The following is a 20076-nucleotide window of genomic DNA, read 5'->3' on the forward strand; positions in this document are numbered from 1 at the left end:
GTGGTGGCGCGACTTGGACGCCTCACCCCCCGGCCCCCTCTCCGAAAGAGGAGAGGGGGTGCCAGACGGCTGATTGCAGACAAGAGTAAAGAGTTAGTTGGCAGAAACGGGCAGGAGGGCTTTAATAGCCGCCAGCACTTCGGGAAGGCGCTGAGTTACCTGCTCGTTGGGAAAGCGCAGAACCTGATAGCCCAGTTCCGTCAGCAAGGCCGTGCGTCCCTGGTCATAAGCGGCCTGATCGGACTGCTGATGCACGTCGCCGTCCACCTCCACAATCAGCTTGGAGCCAATGCTGACAAAGTCCACGATGTAACGGTCAATGCTGTGCTGGCGGCGAAACTTCGAGCCCAGCTTATTGTCGCGCAACGCCTGCCAGAGCACTTCTTCCGCTTCCGTGGGCTGCTGCCGCATTTCCCGGCTTCGTCCTTTCAGGTCCAGCTTGCCGTACTGCCGCTTATCGGCCGTAAGAACTTTATCCGGCGGGTAAAAATGCTCGGCAGCTGGCGTTGTCGTCTGGCTCCCCCTCTCCTCTTTCGGAGAGGGGGCCGGGGGGTGAGGCGCACTACTCGCCACCTCGTAGTTCAAATTCGGCGACAACCACCGCTCCAGCTCCGCTACCGGCATATTCTTGCGCCCGGCAATGTCGGTCACCTGGTCCTTGCCGATTTTACCGAGGCCGAAGTAGCGCGAGTCCGGGTGGGCGTAATACAGGCCGCTGACCGAGGAGGCCGGGTACATGGCCAGGTTCTCGGTGAGCGTGATGCCGGTCTGCTGGTCGGCGTCGAGGAGCTGAAACAGGGTGACTTTCTCGGTGTGGTCGGGGCAGCCGGGGTAGCCGGGGGCGGGCCGCACGCCGCGGTATTGCTCCTGAATCAGCTCTTCCTTGGTTAGCTTCTCCCCGGCCGAGTAGCCCCAGAACTCCTCACGCACCCGCTGGTGCAGGCGCTCGGCAAAGGCCTCGGCCAGCCGGTCGGCCAGGGCCTTGATCATGATGCTGGAGTAGTCGTCGTGGTCGGCCTCAAACTGCCCGATGAGCTTCTCGATGCCCAGCCCGGCTGTCACGGCAAAGCCGCCGATATAGTCGGCGCGGCCCGACTCTTTCGGGGCCAGGAAGTCGGAAAAGGCCAGGTTGGGCACGTTCGGACCTTTCTCGCCCTGCTGGCGCAGGGTGAAAAATTCGGTTGTCACCTGCTGGCGCTGGTCGTCGGCGTAGATTTCGATGGTGTCGGCGCCCACAGTGTTGGCGGGCCAGAAGCCGACCACGGCGCGGGCAGTGAGCAGGTTTTCGGCAATGACCTTTTGCAGCATGGCCTGGGCGTCGGCGAAAAGCCTGGTGGCGGCTTCGCCCAGGGTTGCGTCGTCCAGGATGCGCGGGTAGCGGCCCTTCAGCTCCCAGGTGTGGAAAAACGGCGTCCAGTCGATGTACTCAGCCAGCTCGGCCAGCGGGTAGTGGTCGAGGACTTTGGTGCCCAGAAACGTGGGTTTGGTGATGGGCGCGGTAGCCCAGTCGGCCTTAAAGCCGTTGGCCCGGGCGGCTTCGATGGGCAGGTAGTTTTTGTCGCGCTGGCGGCTGGCGTAATCCTGGCGCAGGCTGGTGTACTCGTCGCGCACGGTGCGGCCGTAGGCTTCGGCGCTGGAGCCGAGCAGGCTGGCCGCCACGCCCACCGAGCGGGACGCGTCGTGGACGTGCACGATGGGGCCGGAGTAGTTGGGCGCGATTTTCACGGCCGCGTGCAGGCGCGACGTGGTGGCGCCGCCGATGAGCAGGGGCGTTTTCAGGCCGCGCTTCTCCATTTCCTGGGCCACGTACACCATCTCATCGAGGCTGGGCGTAATCAGGCCGCTGAGGCCGATGATGTCGACCTGCTGCTTCACGGCCTCGTCCAGAATCCGCTCCAGGGGCACCATCACGCCCAGGTCCACGATGTCGAAGTTGTTGCAGGCCAGCACCACGCCCACGATGTTCTTACCGATGTCGTGCACGTCGCCTTTCACCGTGGCCAGCAGGATTTTGCCGGCCGTCTGCCGCTCCTGCCCGCGCTTGTCGGCCAGCAGGTAGGGCTCCAGGTAGGCCACGGCCTTTTTCATCACCCGGGCCGACTTCACCACCTGGGGCAGAAACATCTTGCCGGCCCCGAACAGGTCGCCGACCACGTTCATGCCGGCCATCAGCGGGCCTTCAATAACTTCCAAAGGCCGGCCGACCTGCCGGCGCACTTCCTCGGTGTCCTGGTCGATAAACTCGGTGATGCCGCGCACCAAGGCGTGTTGCAGCCGCTCGGCCACGGGCAGGCTGCGCCAGGCGTCGGCCACCACTTCCACCTTGCCTTTCTGCTGCACGGTTTCGGCGAAGTCGACCAGCCGCTCGGTGGCGTCGGCGCGGCGGTTGAGCAGCACGTCTTCCACCAATTCGAGCAGGTCTTTGGGCACCTCGTCGTACACGGCCAGCTGGCTGGGGTTCACGATGCCCATATCCAGGCCGGCGCGGATGGCGTGGTAGAGGAAGCTGGAGTGAATGGCCTCGCGCACCACGTCGTTGCCGCGGAAGGAGAAGCTGATGTTGCTGATGCCGCCGGAAGTCAGCGCCCCGGGCAGGTTGGCCTTGATCCAGCGCACGGCCTCGATAAAGTCGAGGGCATAGTTGCGGTGCTCCTCCATGCCGGTACCCACCGTGAGGATGTTGGGGTCGAAGATGATGTCCTGGGGCGGGAAGCCCACTTCGTTCACCAGAATGTCGTAGCTGCGCTTGCACACCGCAATTTTCTTCTCAAACGTGTCGGCCTGGCCGGTTTCGTCGAAGGCCATGACCACCACGGCGGCGCCGTACTGGCGCACGGTGCGGGCGTGCTGCCGGAATACGTCCTCGCCCTCTTTCAGCGAAATCGAGTTGACGATGCTCTTGCCCTGCACGCACTTCAGGCCGGCTTCGAGCACGGTCCACTTCGAGGAGTCAATCATCACCGGCACCCGGGAAATGTCGGGCTCGGAGGCAATCAGGTTCAGAAACGTCGTCATGGCCTGCTCCGAGTCGAGCATGCCTTCGTCCATGTTCACGTCGAGCACCTGGGCACCGCCTTCCACCTGGTCGCGGGCCACCTGCAGGGCGGCTTCGTAGGAGCCGGTGCGGATCAGGCGGGCAAAGGCCCGGGAGCCGGTCACGTTGCACCGCTCGCCCACGTTCACAAACAGGCTGTCGGGGTAGATATTGAAGGGCTCCAGACCAGACAAGCGCGTGGCGCTTGAATTAGTAATTAGTAATTGAGAAGTAGTAATTGGCTCGTCGGCTTGCTGGTCGTCGGCAATTCTTAATTCTTCATTACTAATTACTAATTGCGCATTGCGGAGCTGAGGAAGTGGGCGTGGCGCGTAGCGCTGAGCCAGCTTACTCAGCTCCGCAATGTGCTGGGGCGTGGTGCCGCAGCAGCCCCCGGCCACCGTCACGATGCCTTCCTTCAGGTAATTCTCGACCACGGCCGCGAATTCCTGGGCCGACTCGTCGTAGCCGCCGAAGGCATTCGGCAGGCCGGCGTTGGGGTAGGCGGAAATATGCACGTCGGCAATCCGGCTCAGCTCCCTGACGTAGATGTGCAGCTGGTCGGCGCCCAAAGCGCAGTTCAGCCCCACGCTCAGCAGCGGTAAGTGGCTGATGGAGTTCCAGAAGGCTTCCACCGTCTGCCCCGACAACGTGCGGCCGGAGGCGTCGGTGATGGTGCCCGAAATCATGACCGGCACCACTTTGCCGCCTTCGTCGAAGAACTTCTGCACCGCGTACAGCGCGGCCTTGGCGTTGAGCGTGTCGAAGATGGTTTCGATAAGCAGCGTGTCGGAGCCGCCGTCGATCAGGCCGCGCACCTGCTCCAGGTAAGCCGCGGCCAGCTCGTCGAAGGTCACGGCGCGGAAGCCGGGCCGGTTCACGTCGGGCGACAGGGAAGCGGTGCGGTTGGTGGGCCCCACGGCCCCGGCCACGAAGCGCGGCTTGTGCGGCTCGCGGGCGGTGAATTCGTCGGCTACCTCTTTGGCAATCCGGGCTGATTCGAAGTTGAGCTCATATACGATATGCTCCAAACCATAATCGGCCTGGGCGATGGTGGTGCCGCTGAAGGTGTTGGTTTCCACCATGTCGGCCCCGGCGGCGAAGTAGTCGTGGTGGATGCCGCGGATGATGTCGGGGCGGGTCAGGCTCAGCAGGTCGTTGTTGCCGCGCAGGGGCTTGGGATGATCCGCGAAGCGCGGGCCGCGGAAGTCGGCCTCTTCCAGCGGGTGGCGCTGAATCATGGTGCCCATGGCGCCATCGAGCACGAGGATGCGCTGCTGCAGAATAGCGTAAAGCGGGGAGTCGGGGCGGAGCGTCGGTTGCATAGCGGCTTCTCTTCTAATGAGGCGGTACCAAAAAGCCTATCCAGAAAGAGCCGCGCAAGGGCGAGTCCGGTACTTATCTTTATTCGCCGCCGAAACGCCGAAATGGGAGTTGGCACCTTGTGTAGCAGGTTGCCAAGACGTCGTCGGGCCCAGTCCCTCGGTCTTTCTGGATAAGTAACATCACGAAGATACTGCAGGAAACTCCGGAATCCAATTTTGGCCCGAGGGCGCGCGTTATCTGTTACGTTTGGAATATTACCCCTAATTCGGGCGTTTCCGCTAGCTGCTGCTCATGCTGTGTCGTCTCCGCTTCCGGCTATTGCTTGCCACGCTGCTGCTGCTGCTGCTGCTGGCCGGGCGGCTGCGGGCGCAGCCGCGGCCCGCCACGCCCGGCGACGGCCTGCGCGGGCACTACTACGACGGCCAGAACTTCGGGCAGCTCGTGCTGACCCGCGTTGATCCGACCATCGACTTCAACTGGACCATTGAGGGCCCCAGTCCGGCCGGGCGCACCTTTGCGGCCCCGGGGCCCGGTGTGCCGCCCGAGTATTTCTCGGTGCGCTGGCTGGGGCACATCTACATTCCCGTCACGGGCCGCTACACGTTCCGCATTCTCAACGACGACGGCATGCGGGTGTGGCTGGGCGGCAAAAGAATTCTCAGCGCCTGGCGCGACCAGGTCGCCACCGAGTCGGCCGCCGAAATTCAGCTTACCGGCGGCCGCTACTATCCGCTGCGGGTAGAATATTGCCAGGTGCAGTGGGATACCCGCGCCCAGCTCACCTGGCAGCAGCCTGGTGCAGCGGCCGAGCCCCGGCCCATCCCGACGGCCAGCCTCTACGCCACGCTGCCGCCTTCCGCCCGCCCGATTTCGGCTCCCGCCACTGCCCGGCCGGCCGCTCCGACGGCGCCGGCCGCGGCCCCCGCTCCCCCGTCCCGGGTTGCGTCCAGGCCCACCGTGCGGCCCACCGTCTCGCGGGGAGCCAAGCCGGCGCCGCGCCGGCGGCCAGTGCTGCCCCGCCGCGGCGCCGCGCTGCCCGCCGCCGATAGCCTCACCACCGCGGTGCCCGACCTGGCCACCCTGCGTAAAGGTGCCGTAGTGCCGCTGACCAATCTGTATTTCACCCAAAGCACTGCCACCCTGCTGCCCGCCTCGCGCCCCCTGTTGAACCAGCTGGCCCGCACCCTGCGCGCCCGGCCCGCGCTGCGCCTGGAAATTGCCGGCCACACCGATAACGTGGGCGAGCCGGCCCTGAACCTGCGCCTGTCGGAGCAGCGGGCCCGCACCGTGCGGCAGTACCTCGTGCAGCAGGGTATCGACTCGGTGCGCCTCACGGCCCGCGGCTACGGCGGCACCCGTCCCGTAGCCGACAACCACGACCCCGGGCAGCGCCCCCGCAACCGCCGGGTGGAAGTGGTGGTGCAGTGAGCCGGCGGGTTAAGGCCGGCCGGCGGAGCCGGGTAGGATTTCCAAGCTCAGAATATCGGCCCCCAGCGCCGGCAGCCACAGGCGCTGCCGGACGTGGTGCCGGCGCAGAAAATCGGCCACGGCCGGGGTGGGCGGCGTGTTCGGGTTCAGGTCGAACAGCATCATAACCGGCTGGCTGGTCCGCAGGGGCTGGTGGGCCAGCAGGGAGTCGACGTCCAGAATGACGTGGCCGGCCAGGCGGGCGGCTATTTCGACGCGCTTGTTGTAGTAGTTGCGACCCACGATGATGGGCTGGCCGGGGTGCGCGGTGCGCAGCAGCCGGTCGAGGCGGGCCACGTCGGCGGGCCGGCCCGGGGCCTTGTCGATGGAAAAGGCCGGCTCGGTCAGCAGCAGCCGGGCCGTGCGCCGGCCGCGCGTGGCCACCGCCAGCAGCAAAGACGCCGCCAGCAGCCCCAGCACCGCCGCGCGCAACCCGGCGGGCCGGAGCGCGGGCCGGCTCACTGCTACGACCAGCACCATTGCGGAAATACTCATAAAGGCCGGCAGGAAGTAGCGCGTATCGGCCACGTAGGTCCAGCGGCCCCCGGCAAACCAGCCGACCAGCGCGGCGGGGTAGCGCAGGGAAATAGCCGTCAGCAGCCCGGCGCAGAGCAGGGCCGTGCCGCCCGCCAGCAGGTGAAACAGCACCGGCCGCGTGGGCCAGAGCCGGCCCCGGCGGTGGGCCGCCCGCCCCACCCGGCGCCAGCCCCGCCACAGCCCCGTGGCCACCACCGCCGAAACAAGCAGCACCGCGGCTGTCCGCAGTCCCGCGCCCGTGGGCAGGCGGCTGAAGTCCAGCTCATTCGAGAAAAAGCTGTGGTACAAAACCGGGTCGAACTGCAGCAGGTGGTGCCAGTACAGCCCCAGCGTGGCGGCGCCGGCCGGCTCGGTGGTGAGCTGGGTGTAGAACTTGGTGATGTAGTAAGCGTCGCCCGCCACGCGGGCCTGATACAGGAGCAGCCCGCAAATGAGCGCCACCAAAAACAAGAGCCCCGCCAGCGCCGGCCGCACCAGCCGGGGCCGCCAGCGCCAGCCGAACAGCAGCAGCGCCAGCGGCAGAAAGAAAGCCAGCGGGTAGTAGGCAAACCGGAAAAGGCAGGCCGCGAAGCCCAGTCCAGCCATGAGCAGCGCCGCCCCGAGCAGCTGGTGCCGCTGCCCGGCGGGCCGGGTGAGTAAGTTGAACAGCACTGCCAGTCCGCCCGAATAGCAGGCCAGGGCCAGCAGATCGGTACCGAACAGCAGGTGAAAGGGCGCGTTGCTCAGGCCCCAGAACAGGAAAACAACCGTCGGCGCGTAGGGCGCCAGGTCGCGCCGCAGCGGCTTGAGCAGGTACCACCACGCCAGCAGCAGCCCCAGCAGCCCGGCCCAGTGCGTGGCCTGGGTAGCAGCCAGGACTTCCGGCGGCCCCCCGCGCAGCAGGCCCGCCAGCAGCCAGGCGTAGCCGGGCGGCCACAGGTTGAGCGGCTCAAAAACCGGGGCCGACAAATCCAGCCAGTTGGCGCGGGCCAGGCTGATGCCGTGGCCGCGCAGCAGGTTGACGGCGCTTTCGGTCTGGGTCTGCATGTCGCGGGTGAGCGGGGGCATGGCCAGCTCGTGGGCCCAGCGCAGCAGCACGGCCAGCCCGAAGGCCACACGATTGAGCAGGGGCCAGGGCAGCTTGTGGGGCATAGAGGCAGCAATACGCGGCGGCCCGCAACCGGGGCCGGGCCGAAGGTAGCAGCCGGCCGGCTATCGGGCCAAACTCCCGGCGGGCTGCTGGTCCGCCGCCGTCAACTTTTCGGCCGCGGCGCGGTTTATACCCGCATCTGCCCAATGGGCAGGTGGCCCGCCCCGGTTGGGGCGGGCTCCGGCGTTTACTCTTTTCCCTTATGTCCCAGACCCAATCCCTGCTCTTTCTGCCTGCCCGCCTGGGCGGCATTGCGCTTAAAAACCACGTGGTAATGGCGCCGCTCACGCGCAGCCGTGCCCTGGGCAACGTGCCCAACGCGCTGATGGCTACTTACTACGGCCAGCGCGCCGGCGCCGGCCTCATCATCACCGAAGGCACGTCGCCCGCGGCCAACGGGCTGGGCTACTCCCGGATTCCGGGCCTGTACAGCCCCGCGCAGGTGGCCGGCTGGAAGCTGGTAACCGACGCGGTACACGCCAAAGGCGGCCATATTTTCGTGCAGCTCATGCACACGGGCCGCATCTCCCACCCCCTGAACCTGCCGGCCGGGGCCGAGATGGTCGCGCCTTCGGCCCTGGCCGCGGCCGGCGAAATGTGGACCGACCAGGAGCAGATGCAGCCCCAGCCCACGCCCCGCGCCCTGACGACGGCCGAGGTGAAAGAGCTGGTGCAGCAGCACGTGCAGAGCGCCCGGCTGGCCATCGAAGCCGGCTTCGACGGCGTGGAGCTGCACGGCGCCAACGGCTACCTGATTGAGCAGTTTCTGAACCCGGCCGCCAACCAGCGCACCGACGAGTACGGCGGCAGCCTCGAAAACCGCAGCCGCTTCGCCCTGGAAGTAGCCGCCGGAGTTGTGGCCGCCATCGGGGCCGAGCGGGTGGGCATCCGCCTCTCGCCCTACAGCCAGGCCGGCGACCTGAAGCCCTTCGACGACCTGGACGCGCAGTACCTGTATCTGGCCGAGCAGCTGCAACAGCTGGGGCTGGTGTACCTGCACCTCGTCGACCACTCCAGCATGGGCGGGGCCAAAGTGCCGACGGAGCTGGTGGCCGGCATCCGGGAGCGGTTTACCAACACCCTGATCCTGAGCGGGGGCTACGACAAGCCGCGGGCTGAGGCCGACCTGCAAAGCGGCAAGGGCGACCTTATCACCTTCGGCCGGCCTTTCATCTCGAACCCCGACCTGGTGGCGCGGATGCAGCAGGATGCCGAGCTGGCCCAGCCCAACCCCGACCTGTTCTACACCCCCGGCCCCGAAGGCTACACCGACTACCCGGTGCTGGCGCAGGCCAAAGCCAAGGCCTAAGCCGGGGCTGAACCCCGTAGCCGAATCCCCGGTCTGCCAGTTGGCGGGCCGGGAATTGTCGTTTTAGCGGAGCCCGGTAGCTTGTCACATAAATGGAAAAAATAAAAAAAAGTGTGACACGGGCTGTCACACTTTTTGAAAAAACGGGACTTAGTGTGACACGGGTTGTCACACTTTTTAAAAAAAACCGGCTTGGTGTGACAACGACGGGTGCCCGTCGGCCGGCCGGGGACGGGCGCAATAAAATCGGGCGGCCGGCGGCGGCGGGTTTGGCTGCCGCCCGGGATTTTGCGTAAGCAAAGGCTCTACTCCTTACTGCTTCGCTATGCCCGCCAAAAAAGCCGCCGCTGCCGCCAAAACCACCGCTGCCAAAGCCCCCGCCAAGAAAGCCGCTCCCGCTGCCAAGCCCGAAACCCGCCCCACGGCCAAGGACATGAAGCAGGCGGCCCAGAAGCTGCCCTACCCCGCCCGGCAGGCCGATATGAAGCTGCAGCCCGACACCGACTTTGCCAACTACAAAGCCGCCGGCAAGCTTACCGGCAAGGTGGCCCTCATCACCGGGGCCGACTCCGGCATCGGGCGGGCCGTAGCCATTGCCTTCGCCCTGGAGGGCGCCGACGTGGCCGTGCTCTACAACGAAAACGACGTGGACGCCCAGGAAACCCAGCGGCGGATTGAGAAGGTAAAGCGCCGCTGCCTGCTGCTCAAGCTCGATGTGCGCGACCCGGAGCAGTGCCGGCAGGCCGTACGCCGCACCCTTGCCGAGCTGGGGGGGCTCAATATTCTGGTCAACAACGCCGCCTTCCAGATGAGCCAGGCGAAGTTTGAGGACATCAGCGAGGAGCAGATCCGCCGCACCTTCGACACCAACATTCTGGGCTACATCTGGATGGCCCAGGCCGCTATTCCCCACCTCAAAAAGGACGACAGCATCATCAACACCGGCTCCATCGTGGGCCTGACGGGCATCCCGATTCTGGTAGACTACGCCAGCTCCAAGTCGGCCATTCACGCCCTGACCAAGAGCCTGGCCCAGTACCTGGGTGAGAAGGGCATCCGGGTAAACTGCGTGGTGCCCGGCCCGGTCTGGACGCCCAACATTCCGGCCACCATGCCCCGGGCCGAAATCGAGAAGTTCGGCCACGAAGTAGCCCTGGCCCGCCCGGGTCAGCCCGAGGAAATAGCCCCCGCCTACGTGCTGCTGGCTTCCCAGGACGGCTCGTTCATGACCGGCAGCCTCGTCCACGTCACGGGTGGCAAAATGAGCTCCGACCAGTAGCCTGGCCAGGTCGTTGAAAGCAAAAAAAGGGGCGGCTCCGCAATGGAGCCGCCCCTTTTTTTGCGAATAGTCTGCCCGTTACTCCACCACAATGCGGCGGCCGGTAGTCTGGCCTTCGGTGCTGAGGCGGAGCAGGTACATGCCTTTGGCGAGGCCCTGCAGATCAAGCGGATGCTGGGTGGCGCCGCCGGCATGGCGGACCTGCTGCCGCAAAACCGGGCGTCCCAGGGCGTCCAGCAGCTGCAGGTCGAGCAGGCGGGCCGGACCGGCTACGGCCAGCGTCAGCGGGCCGGCCGTCGGGTTGGGGTAGCACGAAACGCTCAGCTCCCGCAGGGCCGCCACCGTGGCCGTGCCCTGCTGAATAGTGAGCGTAACCGGGGTGGCGGGGCTCACGCAGGCATTCAGCGAGTCGACCACGAAGTAGGTGTAGGTGCCCAGCGCCGTGCGGCCCGTGGCGAAGCTGGGCCCGGCAAACAGGCGCTGGGTCAGGGCGGCATTGCCGTACCACACGGCCACGCCGGGGCTGGTGGTGGCGGCCGTCAGGTTGGGAATAGCCTGGCCGAAAACTCCGACCTGATTGGCCGCGGCCGGGGCCGGGCGGGCGGAGGCCGCAAACTCGAACGCGCCGATGTCGGGGGTAGCGGCGTTGCGGGTGGCCCCGGTGATGTCGGTCGGCACGTTGGACAGGGCGCGGGCCCGGCCGTCGAGGTTGCAGTTGGCATTGGTTACGGGCCGCAGGTCGCCGGGCGTCGTCAGCACAAACACGGGCCGGGTAACCAGGCTGGCCGCATCCTGGCCGGTGGCGGTGCGCAGGGCCGCCAGCGTGGGCCGGTCGGCGCCATTCAGGTACGCCAGCGTGGCCTGCGGGCCCTGGGCCGAGTAGGCATTGTTGTCGGAAGCGGTGAGGGGGGAGGTGGCCGGGGCCGAATACAGGGCGTAGGCTTTGCCGCCGGCGGCCGTGGTCGTCTGCTCGTTCACCAGCAGGTTGTTGACCAGTGACACGTCCGTAACGCCGGTGTTGACCGTCACGGCCCCCGACACCGGGGTCGTGCCCTCGGCCAGGTTGCCGGTGAGGCGAATGGTATTGTAGGCCAGCTTGTAGCCGCCGCCCGCGTTCATATACACGCCGTGGGGCGTAAAGGCCACGCCGTTGTCGCCGCTGCTCACGATGTCGGAAATGAAGTTGTTGACCACCGAAATATTGGCATTGCTGCCCGTGGCCGACAGCCGGATGCCCGTGGCCCCGAAGCTGTTGGTGGTGCCCGTGCCGGTGTGCGCCACGTCCCGGATCCGGTTGCCGCTGACGATGCCGTCCACGGCCGTGGTGCCCACCACCACGCCGGCCACGGCCGGGCTGGTGGCCCGCGTCACGCCGGCAATGGTGTTGTTGCTCACCGCAAAGCCCGTGGTGGCCAGCACCACGATACCGCTGCTGCCGACTTTATCCGCGGCCGCGGTGCTGCCGATGACGTTGCCGGCGGCCACGAAGTTCACGCAGCTGGCCTGGGCCTGAATGGCGGTGGCGGTGCGGGCAATGTTGCACTGGCGCACGGCTCCGTCGGTGGCGCCGCTGAAGGCCACTCCGTAGGCGGTAAGCGGGCTGGCCGCCCGCAGCTCCAGGCCGCGCAGGGTTACGTTGGCGCCCGTCACGAACACCACGCCGCTGCTGGCGGCCGTGCCCGCGTTGGCCAGGCTGAGCGAGCCGCTGTTGCCGACGGGCGTAGCGCCTTCAATCGTCACGTTGCTGGCCTCCACGATAAGCAGGGGCGTGGGGGTATTGGCCGTCAGGGCTACGGCCCGCAGCGGAGCCGGCCGGATCAGCACGGTATTGGTGGCGCTGGAGCCGGGGTTGGCCGCCAGGGTGATGGGAAACGTCTCGGTGGGGTAGGTGAGGTCGATAAGCTGCAGGATGAGGGCCCCGCTCAGCTCATTGTTGCTCAGCGCGGTGGCCGCGGCCGTCAGCGTGGGGTAGTCGGCGGCCGCGGAGATGCCCACGGTTTTCACCCCGCTGATCAGACCCAGGATGCGGTAGGAGCCGGGCGGGGTCGGGGCACTGCTGATGCTGGCCACGGAGGTGGCGGCGAAGCCCGGGCCGGGCGAGGCACTCACGTTGGGCGGCGTGGCCAGATCCTGGGCCGTGACGAAGTACTCGATGACGTCGCCGGGGGCGGGGGCGCTGCGCAGCTTGCTCACGTCGAGGGTGAAGGTGTAGCTGGTGGTGGGCGCCGGGCCGGCGGGCACCCACTTCCAGCCGTTGCCGGGGGCGTTGTTGGGGGCCGTGAAAACGTTGGCGTCGGTGCTCTTTTTGTAATATAGCCGCGGCCCGAAAGCGGTGTTGTCCAGGCCGCTGAGGTCAGTTATGACCACGCTCAGGCTGCGGTTGCCCAGGCTGGCGGTGTTAGGCAGTGCCGCGTACGTGATGCTGGGGCCCGACAAGTCCACGATCAGGAAGCTGCCTTCGTCGGCGCCCAGATCGGGCCGGGCTACCACCCGGGCTTCGGCGTCGATATCGGTCGGCACGGGCAGGGGCGCGGCCACCAGGCTCAGGCCGCCGCTTTCCGCCTGCGTCGCCGCGCCGGGCTGGAGGTGCGGGTCGGTCAGCGGATTCACAAACGGCACGTTTTCCGTCACCGCGCTTTGGTCGGCCGGGGCGGCCCGCTGCTGGTACTGGGCCAGGGTCTGGTCGACGGCCGGGGTGGTGGCCACGCCGTAGAAGATGGGCTTCTCGGCCGAGGGCAGCCCGGCGTAGAACAGGTTGTTGTTCGAGGCGGCGGCCAGGTTGGTGAGCACGGCGGTGCTTTTGAAGAAGGCCGCCGCCACGCCGCCCCCGCCGGCGGGCAGGCTCACCAGGTTCACGAAGATGTTGTTGCGCAAGTCCACCGCCGGGGTGCCCGAAATGTAGAAGGCCCCGCTCTTGTTGGCCGGGGCCGTGGGCGTGTAGCTCAGCACCACCGTATTGTGGTAGCAGTAGTTGTTGGTGCCGCCGCGGAAGCTCAGCGCCCGCACCGAGGTGCCCGCCGTGCTGGCCAGCGCCCGGATGTCGTAGACGAAGTTGTTGAACACGTTGTTGGTCGTGCCCGCCGTGATGTCCATGCCCGAGGCAAAGCCCGAGGTGCCCAGCGCGGCAATGTCATAGGTGCGGTTGCGGCCGATGTTGTGGAGCGTGCCGCTGTTGACATAGATGCCCTGGGCCGCCGAGGTGCTGCCCGTACCCGTCAGGGCGTGCACGCGGTTGTCGAGGATGTCGACCGTATTAACGGAGCCATTCGAGTAGATGCCGTACACGGCGCTCGACGAGCTCAGGCCCGATACGTCCATATTTGAAACCCTGGCCGCGGTCTGGCTGCGCAGGTAGATGCCGTACACCGTGCCCGTCGTGGGTCCGCCCGCCGTGGGGTAGCCGATGCTCAGCACCCGGCCCGGCGCTCCGCCCGGCACCGTCCCGATTTCGTTGCCGCTGTCGGTGAGCGTGCTGCCCGCGTCGAGGTTGTAGCCGTTGAAGCAGTCCTGCACGGTGTTGGACAGGAAGCGGTTGGCGTTGTTGCCGCCGTCCTGCCCAAACACGCCGAAGGTGCGGGTGGGGTTGGTGCGGTTCAGGTCCACGGTGCAGTTCTGCACGAGGTTGTTGGTGGCCCCGCCCTTCAGCCACAGGCCGTACTCCAGCTGCTGGGCGGCCGTGGTATTGGCCGCTGCGTCATTGATATCGATACCGTCGAGGGTCACGTAGTCGGCCCCGTCGAGGGTGAGGCCGGCATCGGTGGCGCCGGTGCCCGCGCCTTCGAGGCGGGGGTTGGCGGCGGGGCCGTCCTTGCGGAAGATGATGGGGTTGGCGGCCGTGCCGCTGGCCGTAATAGCCGGGGGCAGCTCGGCAAACACCGTCCCGCTCTTCACCCGAAACGTGACTCCGCCCGCGCCGACGCCGCCGGCATTCAGCGCCGCCACGGCGGCCGAGAAAGTTGCGTAGTTGTTCGGGCCCGTCCCGCTGGGGTCAATGGTTTTGGGGCCCGCAAGCTGGGCGTGGGCGGCGGGACTCAGACCCAGCGCCAGCAAAGAGTAAAGCAGTCGTTTCATACGCAGTGAGGTGAGGCGGAATGTGGTGTGGAAGATAGAAAAAATAGGAACGAAGTTGTGCGGCCGGCTGACCCCGCAATTCGCCGGCCGCCGGAAAACCGGTGGCAACCCAGACAAAAGGCGGCTTGGGCGGTTCTGCCTGGGTGCGGCCGCGCCGCCTGCATAACCTTCGGCGAAGCCCGGCAGTACTGCTAGTGGTTGCCCGGCTTCTCGTTTCTTCCTTTCTCCCCATGCCTGATTCTTCTTATCCGGCCGGCACGGTCCGGGCCCTGCTTCCCACCGATCTGGTGACGCCCGCCACCCGCGCCGCACTGGAAGCCCGCCTGCTGGCCCCGCCCTACGAGCCGCAGTTTTTCGAACCGGAAACCTACGCCCTGCTCCGCGCCGTGGCGGCCCGCCTGCTGCCCCAGCCCGACCGTGCCGCGCCCATCGAGCTGGCCCCGGCCATTGACCGGCGCCTGCTCCAGGGCGGCTCCGACGGCTGGCGCTACGACGCGCTGCCCCCCGACCGGGAAGCTTTTCGCCTGGGTCTGGGCGGTATCCGCCAAAGTGCCCGGGCACTGTTTCAGCAGGAGTTTGAGGCGCTGCGCCCCGATGATCAGGATGCCGTGCTCCGGGCCGTGCAGGCCGGCACGGCCCCCGGCGAAGCCTGGCAGGCCGTGCCGCCCGCCCGCTTCTTCGAGGAGCTGCTGGCCGAGCTGACCGAGAACTATTATGCCCACCCGCTGGCCCAGGAGGAAATCGGGTACGTGGGCATGGCCGACGTGCCCGGCTGGACCCGCATCGGCCTCAACGAGCGGGAAGACCGGGAGCCAGAATCAAGTAGTAAGTAAGAATTACTACTTATTAATTCGATAGAAACATGCCTGACGAAGAAGTATTGGAAGAAGGCGTTCTGAACCCCGCGCAGACCGAGGTGCAGGACCCGCTGCTGCAAAGCATTCTGGCCGAAAATGCCGCGCCTGAGGCCCCGGTTGAGCTGGAAAAAGCCCTGGAAATCCCGGGGTCGGCCGACGAAGTCGACTGCGTGGTCATCGGGACCGGGGCGGGGGGCGCGCCGCTGCTGGCCCGGCTGGCCATGGCCGGCCTGAAGGTGGTGGCCCTGGAGGCCGGCCCCTGGCACGACCCGAAAAAGGACTTTGCCACCGACGAAAAAGCCCAGGAGTTTCTGTTCTGGAACGATGAGCGGCTCTCGGCGGGCAAAGACCCGGTGGCCTTCGGCAAGAACAACTCCGGCATCGGCGTCGGCGGCTCCACCCTGCACTACACGGCCTACACCCCCCGCCCCCGGCCCGCCGACCTGCACCTGCACCGCGACTTCGGCGTGGGCGTCGACTGGCCTTTCGGCTACGAGGAGCTGGAGCCCTACTTTGAGGAGCTGGAGCAGTTTCTGGGCATTTCGGGGCCTACGCCCTACCCCTGGGGGCCCGGCCGGAAGAAAGGCTACCCGCTGGCTCCGCTGCCGCTGAACGGCGCGGCCCAGCTCATGCAGCGCGGCTGCGAGAAGCTCGGCATCCAAACCTCGCCGGCAGCCAATGCGGCGCTGTCGGCACGCTACTACCAGGCGGGTGTGGGCTGGCGGGAGGCCTGCACCAACCGCGGCTTCTGCCAGGCCGGGTGCAGCACCGGCGCCAAGGCCAGCATGGACGTCACCTTTCTGCCCCTGGCCGTGGCCCACGGCGCCGAAATTCGCCCCGGCAGCTACGTGACCGAGATTGAGCGCGACGACACGGGCCGCATCACCGGCGTGGTGTACCAGCAGAACGGGCAGGAGCTGCGGCAGCGCTGCCGCCACCTGTTTCTGTGCGCCGGCGCCATCGAAACGCCCCGGCTGCTGCTGCTCAATGAGCTGGCCCTGAACAGCGGCCACGTGGGCCGCAACTTCATGGCCCACCCCGGCGTGCAGGTGTTCGGCACGTTCGAAGAAACCGTGCGGCCCTACAAAGGCATTCCCGGCGCCCTGATTTCGGAAGACACCCACCGGCCCCACGACGCCGACTTTGCCGGGGGCTACCTGCTGCAGAGCATCGGCGTGATGCCCGTGACGTTTGCCGGCGAGGTGGCCCGGGGCCGCGGCTTCTGGGGCCAGCAGCTGCGCGACTACATGCGGCAGTACAACCACGTGGCGGGCATCAACATCCTGGGCGACTGCCTGCCCCACGCCGACAACTTTCTGGAGCTGGCCGAGGAGAAGGATGCCCGCGGGCTGCCCAAGCCGCGGGTGCACTTCACCAACCAGCAGAACGAGCTGCGCATGAGTGCCCACGCCGAGAAGCTGATGCGCCGCATCTGGGAAGCGGCCGGCGCCACCGATATCTGGTCGTTTCCGCGCAATGCCCACATCATCGGTACGGCCCGCATGGGGCTGAGCGGCGACGATGCGGTGGTGGACGCCAGCGGCCGCGCCTTCGACGTGCCCAACCTCTACATCTGCGACAACTCCGTATTTCCGAGTGCGCTGGGCGTGAACCCGGCCCTGACCATCATGGCCCTGAGCCTGCGTACGGCGGACAAGTTCCTGGAAAACCTGAGGTAGGCCCGCTGGTGGTAGCGCGAAGCACCGCTTCGCGACCGTTTGTGCCGCCGGGTTCGGTTTCCGCTTATTCTTACTTCACTCCTCACTGCGCGGACGAGCCGCGAAGTGAAACTTCGCGTTACAGTGTTATGGCCAAAAGCTTTTTAACCCAGATTACGGAGCGTTTCGGCGCGGGCGGCTACGCCGGCGACCAGTACGGCGGGGCCGGGGGCCAGGACGGCAGCGGCCTGCCCACCGGCTCGCCCGGCAGCTTCATGTTTGCCACCGGCATCGAGTGCTCGTACCCTACCATCGACCACGGCAAAACCCGCCGCGACCTGCTGGCCGAGTGCGACCACTACAACCGCTACAAGGAAGACCTGGGGCTGGTAAAGGAAATGGGGCTGAAAGTGCTGCGCTACGGCCTGCCCTACTACAGCATTCAGAAAGCGCCGGGCAAGTACGACTGGGAGTTTGCCGACCTGGCCATGGCCGAAATGCAGCGCCTGGGCATCACCCCGATTCTGGACCTGATGCACTTCGGCGTGCCCGACTTCATCGGTAACCTGCAGAACCCGGAGCTGCCGGTGCACTTTGCCGAGTATGCCGGGGCCGTGGCCAAGCGCTACCCCTGGGTGCGCTACTACACGCCGGTCAACGAAATCTACGTCACGGCCAAGCTCAGCGCCAAGGACGGGGTGTGGAACGAGCAGCTCAAAACCGACAAGGGGTTTGTGACGGCCCTTAAGCACACGGTGGCGGCCAGCATCATGGGCACCCAGCAGATTGCCCTGCAGCGCCCCGACTGCATCATCGTGCAGAGCGAGTCGGCCGAGTTTACCCACGAGCTGCGGGCCACCCGCACGCCGGCCATTCAGATGGAAAACAAGCTGCGCTTCCTGGCCCTGGACCTGCTCTACGCCCACCACCCCGATGCCGAAGTGCTCAACTACCTGCTGGATAACGGCATGACCCGCCGCGAGTACGACTGGTTTATGGCCGGAGAGCCGCCGGGCTACCAGATTATGGGCAACGACTACTACGGCCGCAACGAGAAGATCGTGCTGCCCGACGGCACCGTGCAGACCAGCATGGACGTGCTGGGCTGGTATCACATCACCCACGACTACTACCAGCGCTACCTCAAGCCCGTGATGCACACCGAAACCAACGTGTTTGACCCGAAGGAGGCGCCCGTATGGCTCTGGAAGCAGTGGGTGAACGTGCTGCGCATGCGCAAGGAAGGCGTGCCGGTGCTGGGCTTCACCTGGTACTCGCTCATCGACCAGGTCGACTGGGACATCGGCCTGGGCCAGAAGCTGGGCCGCGTAAATGCCTGCGGCCTCTACGACCTGGACCGCAAGCCCCGCCCCGTGGCCGAAGCCTACAAGATGCTGCTCCGCGAGTACGGCAACATCACCATCGTGCCCCACGGCGAGCTGTTCGAGGTAACCAAGCGGCCCGCTACGCTGAAGGTGGAGGTGTAGTGGTGGGTCCGGGTTTCAGCAGAGTGCTACTTTTACAGCTATGAAAACCCGTTGGCTTCTGCCTATTTCCTTGCTGCTGGTAGCCACAAGCTGCTCCAAAACCCCTGGCTCCGTGACGTTTGGGGTGCACGACTCGGCCCAACTCACCGTGGCCATGAATACTCCGCCCGGTACGTTTGCCCCCTTGTTGCCGGTGGCAGTGGTTTCAAATAGCCTGACCATATATGCTCAGAACAATACGGACGCCGACCACGTGCAGGATGTGTCCCTCGACTACCTCACGCTGACCAGCCCTGATGGCCGGCCGCTGGATTACCTGCGCCGCGTGGAGGTGTACCTGAGCCCCGCGGCCGGCAGCCCGGATCAGTTTCTGCTGGCCTCCGCCGCTGCTGTGCCCGATGGAGTGACCGGCCTGCGCCTGGCTTCGGCCGGCAATAAATTCGACCAGTTCGTGAGCAGCGGCCGGTATGTGCTGGTGCTGAAAGTAGAAACTGACCAGCCCCTCCCGAACGACCAGCCCCTGCGCGTTGATCTGGACTTCCTGGTAAAAGCCCGCCCTCGGTAGCAAGCAGCAACTGCAAAGTTCCACGGTACGCATACGCCGGACTTTCAGGTGAATCGGTTTCGCTTATTGCCCAATGCTAATAGCCGTGTTTCGCTCGCCATGACAATAAAAAAGGCCGACTCCCCCCCCACGGAAGCCGGCCTTTTCGCGCCTATCAATGAGTGCTTTATATCGTAGCCTAAGCGTGCTGCATCGGCATCTCGGCGTCCACACCCAGGCCTTTGGCCACGGCCATGCCCAGGCGGATGTCGGCGCGGAACCAGTGCCCGAGCTGTCGGTGCTGGCTGATATCGACACCAACCCGATGGTGAAGCGCTTTGCCGCGCCCCAGCCGGTGCGGGAGGTGAGCCTGGTGGTGCACCACGGCTTCGTGCGGCTGCCGCTGCTGCACACGCTGCGCGAGATTATTCTGGCCCGGCTGCCCGAGCGGCTGCGGGTGGGGCAGGCCGGGCAAAAGATTCGCTGGAAGTAAGCAGACATTTGCCGGCGGCCGCGGTTCTGATTCCGCTACCCCGCCGCCCCTCGCTCTTGCCCCACGCTATGCCCGATCCTGCCCCGCTTACGTTTGTCTGTCTGCACTATTGGGCGGGTTCGGGCCTGGAATGGCAGGCGGTGGCCGAGGCGCTGGCACCCGACTACCCCGTAGTGGGCCTCAGCCTGGGTGGCTTCGGCGGGGCGCCGGCGCCGGCCGGGGGCTACACCGTAGCTGCCTACGCCGACCAGCTGGCCGAGCTGATCCGGCAGCACCAGCCGGCGCTGCGGCGCTACGTGCTGGTCGGGCACAGCATGGGCGGTAAGCTGGCTATGGCTCTGGCCGCCAGGCTGCCCGCGGGCCTGGCGGGCCTGGTGCTGCTGAACCCGTCGCCCCCCTCGCCCGAGCCCATGACCGATGCCGAGCGGCAGGCCAGCCTGAAAGCCTGGGGTAAGCCCAAGGAGGCCGAGAAGACCTTTCGCAAAATCGTGGTGCGGCCGGTGCCGGAAGGGGCGCACCAGCAGATTGTGGCCGACAACCTGCGCAGCACCCGGAGCGCCTGGGAGGCCTGGCTGCTGCACGGCAGCCGCGAGGATATCACTGCCCGCCTGAGCCGGGTGCAGGTGCCCTGCCTGATCATTGCCGGGGGCTCCGACCCGATTATGTCGCCTTCGGTGCACGGCCTCGAAACGCTGCCCCACCTGCCCGAAGGCACGCCGCTGGAGATTCTGCCCGGCGTGGGCCACCTGCTGCCCTACGAGGCGCCCCGGGAGGTAGCCGGGCTGCTGCGGGAATTCGCCGGGAAGCACCAGATAGCGGCCGGCGCCTAGTCAGTAGAAAGGGGCGACGGGCAGCGGTGGTTCGTGAGGTTCGGAACGAATCGTT

At 66.5% G+C, this 20076-nt stretch carries 12 protein-coding genes and 1 riboswitch; of the genes, 9 read left to right on the plus strand and 3 right to left on the minus strand.

Going from position 1 to position 20076, the window contains the following annotated elements; genetic code table 11:
- Positions 1 to 93: 93 nt before the first annotated feature.
- Positions 94 to 4359, minus strand: coding sequence for a methionine synthase (gene metH / locus ABD842_RS09075; RefSeq protein ID WP_345112751.1), 4266 nt, complete (start codon positions 4357 to 4359; stop codon positions 94 to 96).
- A 70-nt stretch (positions 4360 to 4429) separates the two neighbouring features.
- Positions 4430 to 4536, minus strand: a riboswitch (SAM riboswitch).
- Between the two features lie 115 nt (positions 4537 to 4651).
- Between metH and ABD842_RS09080 the strand changes: the two genes are divergently transcribed.
- Positions 4652 to 5788 (plus strand): PA14 domain-containing protein, encoded by a 1137-nt coding sequence (locus tag ABD842_RS09080; RefSeq protein ID WP_345112753.1) that lies wholly within the window; start codon positions 4652 to 4654, stop codon positions 5786 to 5788.
- A 9-nt stretch (positions 5789 to 5797) separates the two neighbouring features.
- Here ABD842_RS09080 and ABD842_RS09085 read toward each other — a convergent pair whose 3' ends face one another.
- Positions 5798 to 7495 (minus strand): hypothetical protein, encoded by a 1698-nt coding sequence (locus ABD842_RS09085; RefSeq protein WP_345112755.1) that lies wholly within the window; start codon positions 7493 to 7495, stop codon positions 5798 to 5800.
- Positions 7496 to 7695: 200 nt separating this feature from the next.
- Here ABD842_RS09085 and ABD842_RS09090 point away from each other — a divergent pair, with 200 nt between their 5' ends.
- Both ABD842_RS09090 and ABD842_RS09095 read left to right on the plus strand, forming a co-directional pair.
- Entirely contained in the window at positions 7696 to 8802 is a 1107-nt protein-coding gene (locus ABD842_RS09090; protein ID WP_345112757.1) for an alkene reductase, read from the plus strand.
- Between the two features lie 433 nt (positions 8803 to 9235).
- Positions 9236 to 10081, plus strand: a complete 846-nt coding sequence (locus tag ABD842_RS09095; protein ID WP_345112798.1) for an SDR family oxidoreductase — start codon at positions 9236 to 9238, stop codon at positions 10079 to 10081.
- Positions 10082 to 10159: 78 nt separating this feature from the next.
- Here ABD842_RS09095 and ABD842_RS09100 read toward each other — a convergent pair whose 3' ends face one another.
- A complete protein-coding gene (locus tag ABD842_RS09100; protein ID WP_345112759.1) occupies positions 10160 to 14152 on the minus strand; it encodes a T9SS type A sorting domain-containing protein in 3993 nt (1330 codons plus the stop codon).
- A 230-nt stretch (positions 14153 to 14382) separates the two neighbouring features.
- On the opposite strand from ABD842_RS09100, the gene ABD842_RS09105 reads away from it, so the two are divergent.
- The 6 genes from ABD842_RS09105 to ABD842_RS09130 all read left to right on the plus strand — a co-directional run bounded on the left by ABD842_RS09105 (position 14383) and on the right by ABD842_RS09130 (position 20021).
- Positions 14383 to 14985, plus strand: a complete 603-nt coding sequence (locus tag ABD842_RS09105) for a gluconate 2-dehydrogenase subunit 3 family protein (RefSeq protein WP_345112761.1) — start codon at positions 14383 to 14385, stop codon at positions 14983 to 14985.
- 29 nt (positions 14986 to 15014) lie between these two features.
- Positions 15015 to 16688 carry a GMC family oxidoreductase gene (locus tag ABD842_RS09110; RefSeq protein WP_345112763.1) on the plus strand — a complete coding sequence of 558 codons (1674 nt, stop codon included), beginning with the start codon at positions 15015 to 15017 and terminating at the stop codon, positions 16686 to 16688.
- Positions 16689 to 16816: 128 nt separating this feature from the next.
- Positions 16817 to 18154 (plus strand): family 1 glycosylhydrolase, encoded by a 1338-nt coding sequence (locus tag ABD842_RS09115; RefSeq protein WP_345112764.1) that lies wholly within the window; start codon positions 16817 to 16819, stop codon positions 18152 to 18154.
- Positions 18155 to 18194: 40 nt separating this feature from the next.
- Positions 18195 to 18719: a hypothetical protein gene (locus tag ABD842_RS09120; protein ID WP_345112766.1), complete on the plus strand. Its 525-nt coding sequence runs from the start codon at positions 18195 to 18197 to the stop codon at positions 18717 to 18719.
- Positions 18720 to 18903: 184 nt separating this feature from the next.
- Positions 18904 to 19191 (plus strand): type 2 periplasmic-binding domain-containing protein, encoded by a 288-nt coding sequence (locus ABD842_RS09125; RefSeq protein ID WP_345112768.1) that lies wholly within the window; start codon positions 18904 to 18906, stop codon positions 19189 to 19191.
- A gap of 68 nt (positions 19192 to 19259) precedes the next feature.
- Positions 19260 to 20021: an alpha/beta fold hydrolase gene (locus tag ABD842_RS09130; RefSeq protein ID WP_345112770.1), complete on the plus strand. Its 762-nt coding sequence runs from the start codon at positions 19260 to 19262 to the stop codon at positions 20019 to 20021.
- The last annotated feature ends 55 nt before the right edge of the window (positions 20022 to 20076 follow it).

The organism is Hymenobacter algoricola (genome assembly GCF_039539525.1).
Classification (GTDB): Bacteria; Bacteroidota; Bacteroidia; order Cytophagales; family Hymenobacteraceae; genus Hymenobacter; species Hymenobacter algoricola.

Bases quoted from the DNA above. Each gene is read 5' to 3' on its own strand.
- ABD842_RS09080 (WP_345112753.1), top strand. From the start codon at position 4,652: ATGCTGTGTCGTCTCCGCTTCCGGCTATTGCTTGCCACGCTGCTGCTG.
- ABD842_RS09110 (WP_345112763.1), top strand. From the start codon at position 15,015: ATGCCTGACGAAGAAGTATTGGAAGAAGGCGTTCTGAACCCCGCGCAG.
- ABD842_RS09085 (WP_345112755.1), bottom strand. From the start codon at position 7,495: ATGCCCCACAAGCTGCCCTGGCCCCTGCTCAATCGTGTGGCCTTCGGG.
- ABD842_RS09095 (WP_345112798.1), top strand. From the start codon at position 9,236: ATGAAGCAGGCGGCCCAGAAGCTGCCCTACCCCGCCCGGCAGGCCGAT.
- metH (WP_345112751.1), bottom strand. From the start codon at position 4,359: ATGCAACCGACGCTCCGCCCCGACTCCCCGCTTTACGCTATTCTGCAG.
- ABD842_RS09090 (WP_345112757.1), top strand. From the start codon at position 7,696: ATGTCCCAGACCCAATCCCTGCTCTTTCTGCCTGCCCGCCTGGGCGGC.
- ABD842_RS09130 (WP_345112770.1), top strand. From the start codon at position 19,260: ATGCCCGATCCTGCCCCGCTTACGTTTGTCTGTCTGCACTATTGGGCG.
- ABD842_RS09115 (WP_345112764.1), top strand. From the start codon at position 16,817: ATGGCCAAAAGCTTTTTAACCCAGATTACGGAGCGTTTCGGCGCGGGC.
- ABD842_RS09120 (WP_345112766.1), top strand. From the start codon at position 18,195: ATGAAAACCCGTTGGCTTCTGCCTATTTCCTTGCTGCTGGTAGCCACA.
- ABD842_RS09105 (WP_345112761.1), top strand. From the start codon at position 14,383: ATGCCTGATTCTTCTTATCCGGCCGGCACGGTCCGGGCCCTGCTTCCC.
- ABD842_RS09100 (WP_345112759.1), bottom strand. From the start codon at position 14,152: ATGAAACGACTGCTTTACTCTTTGCTGGCGCTGGGTCTGAGTCCCGCC.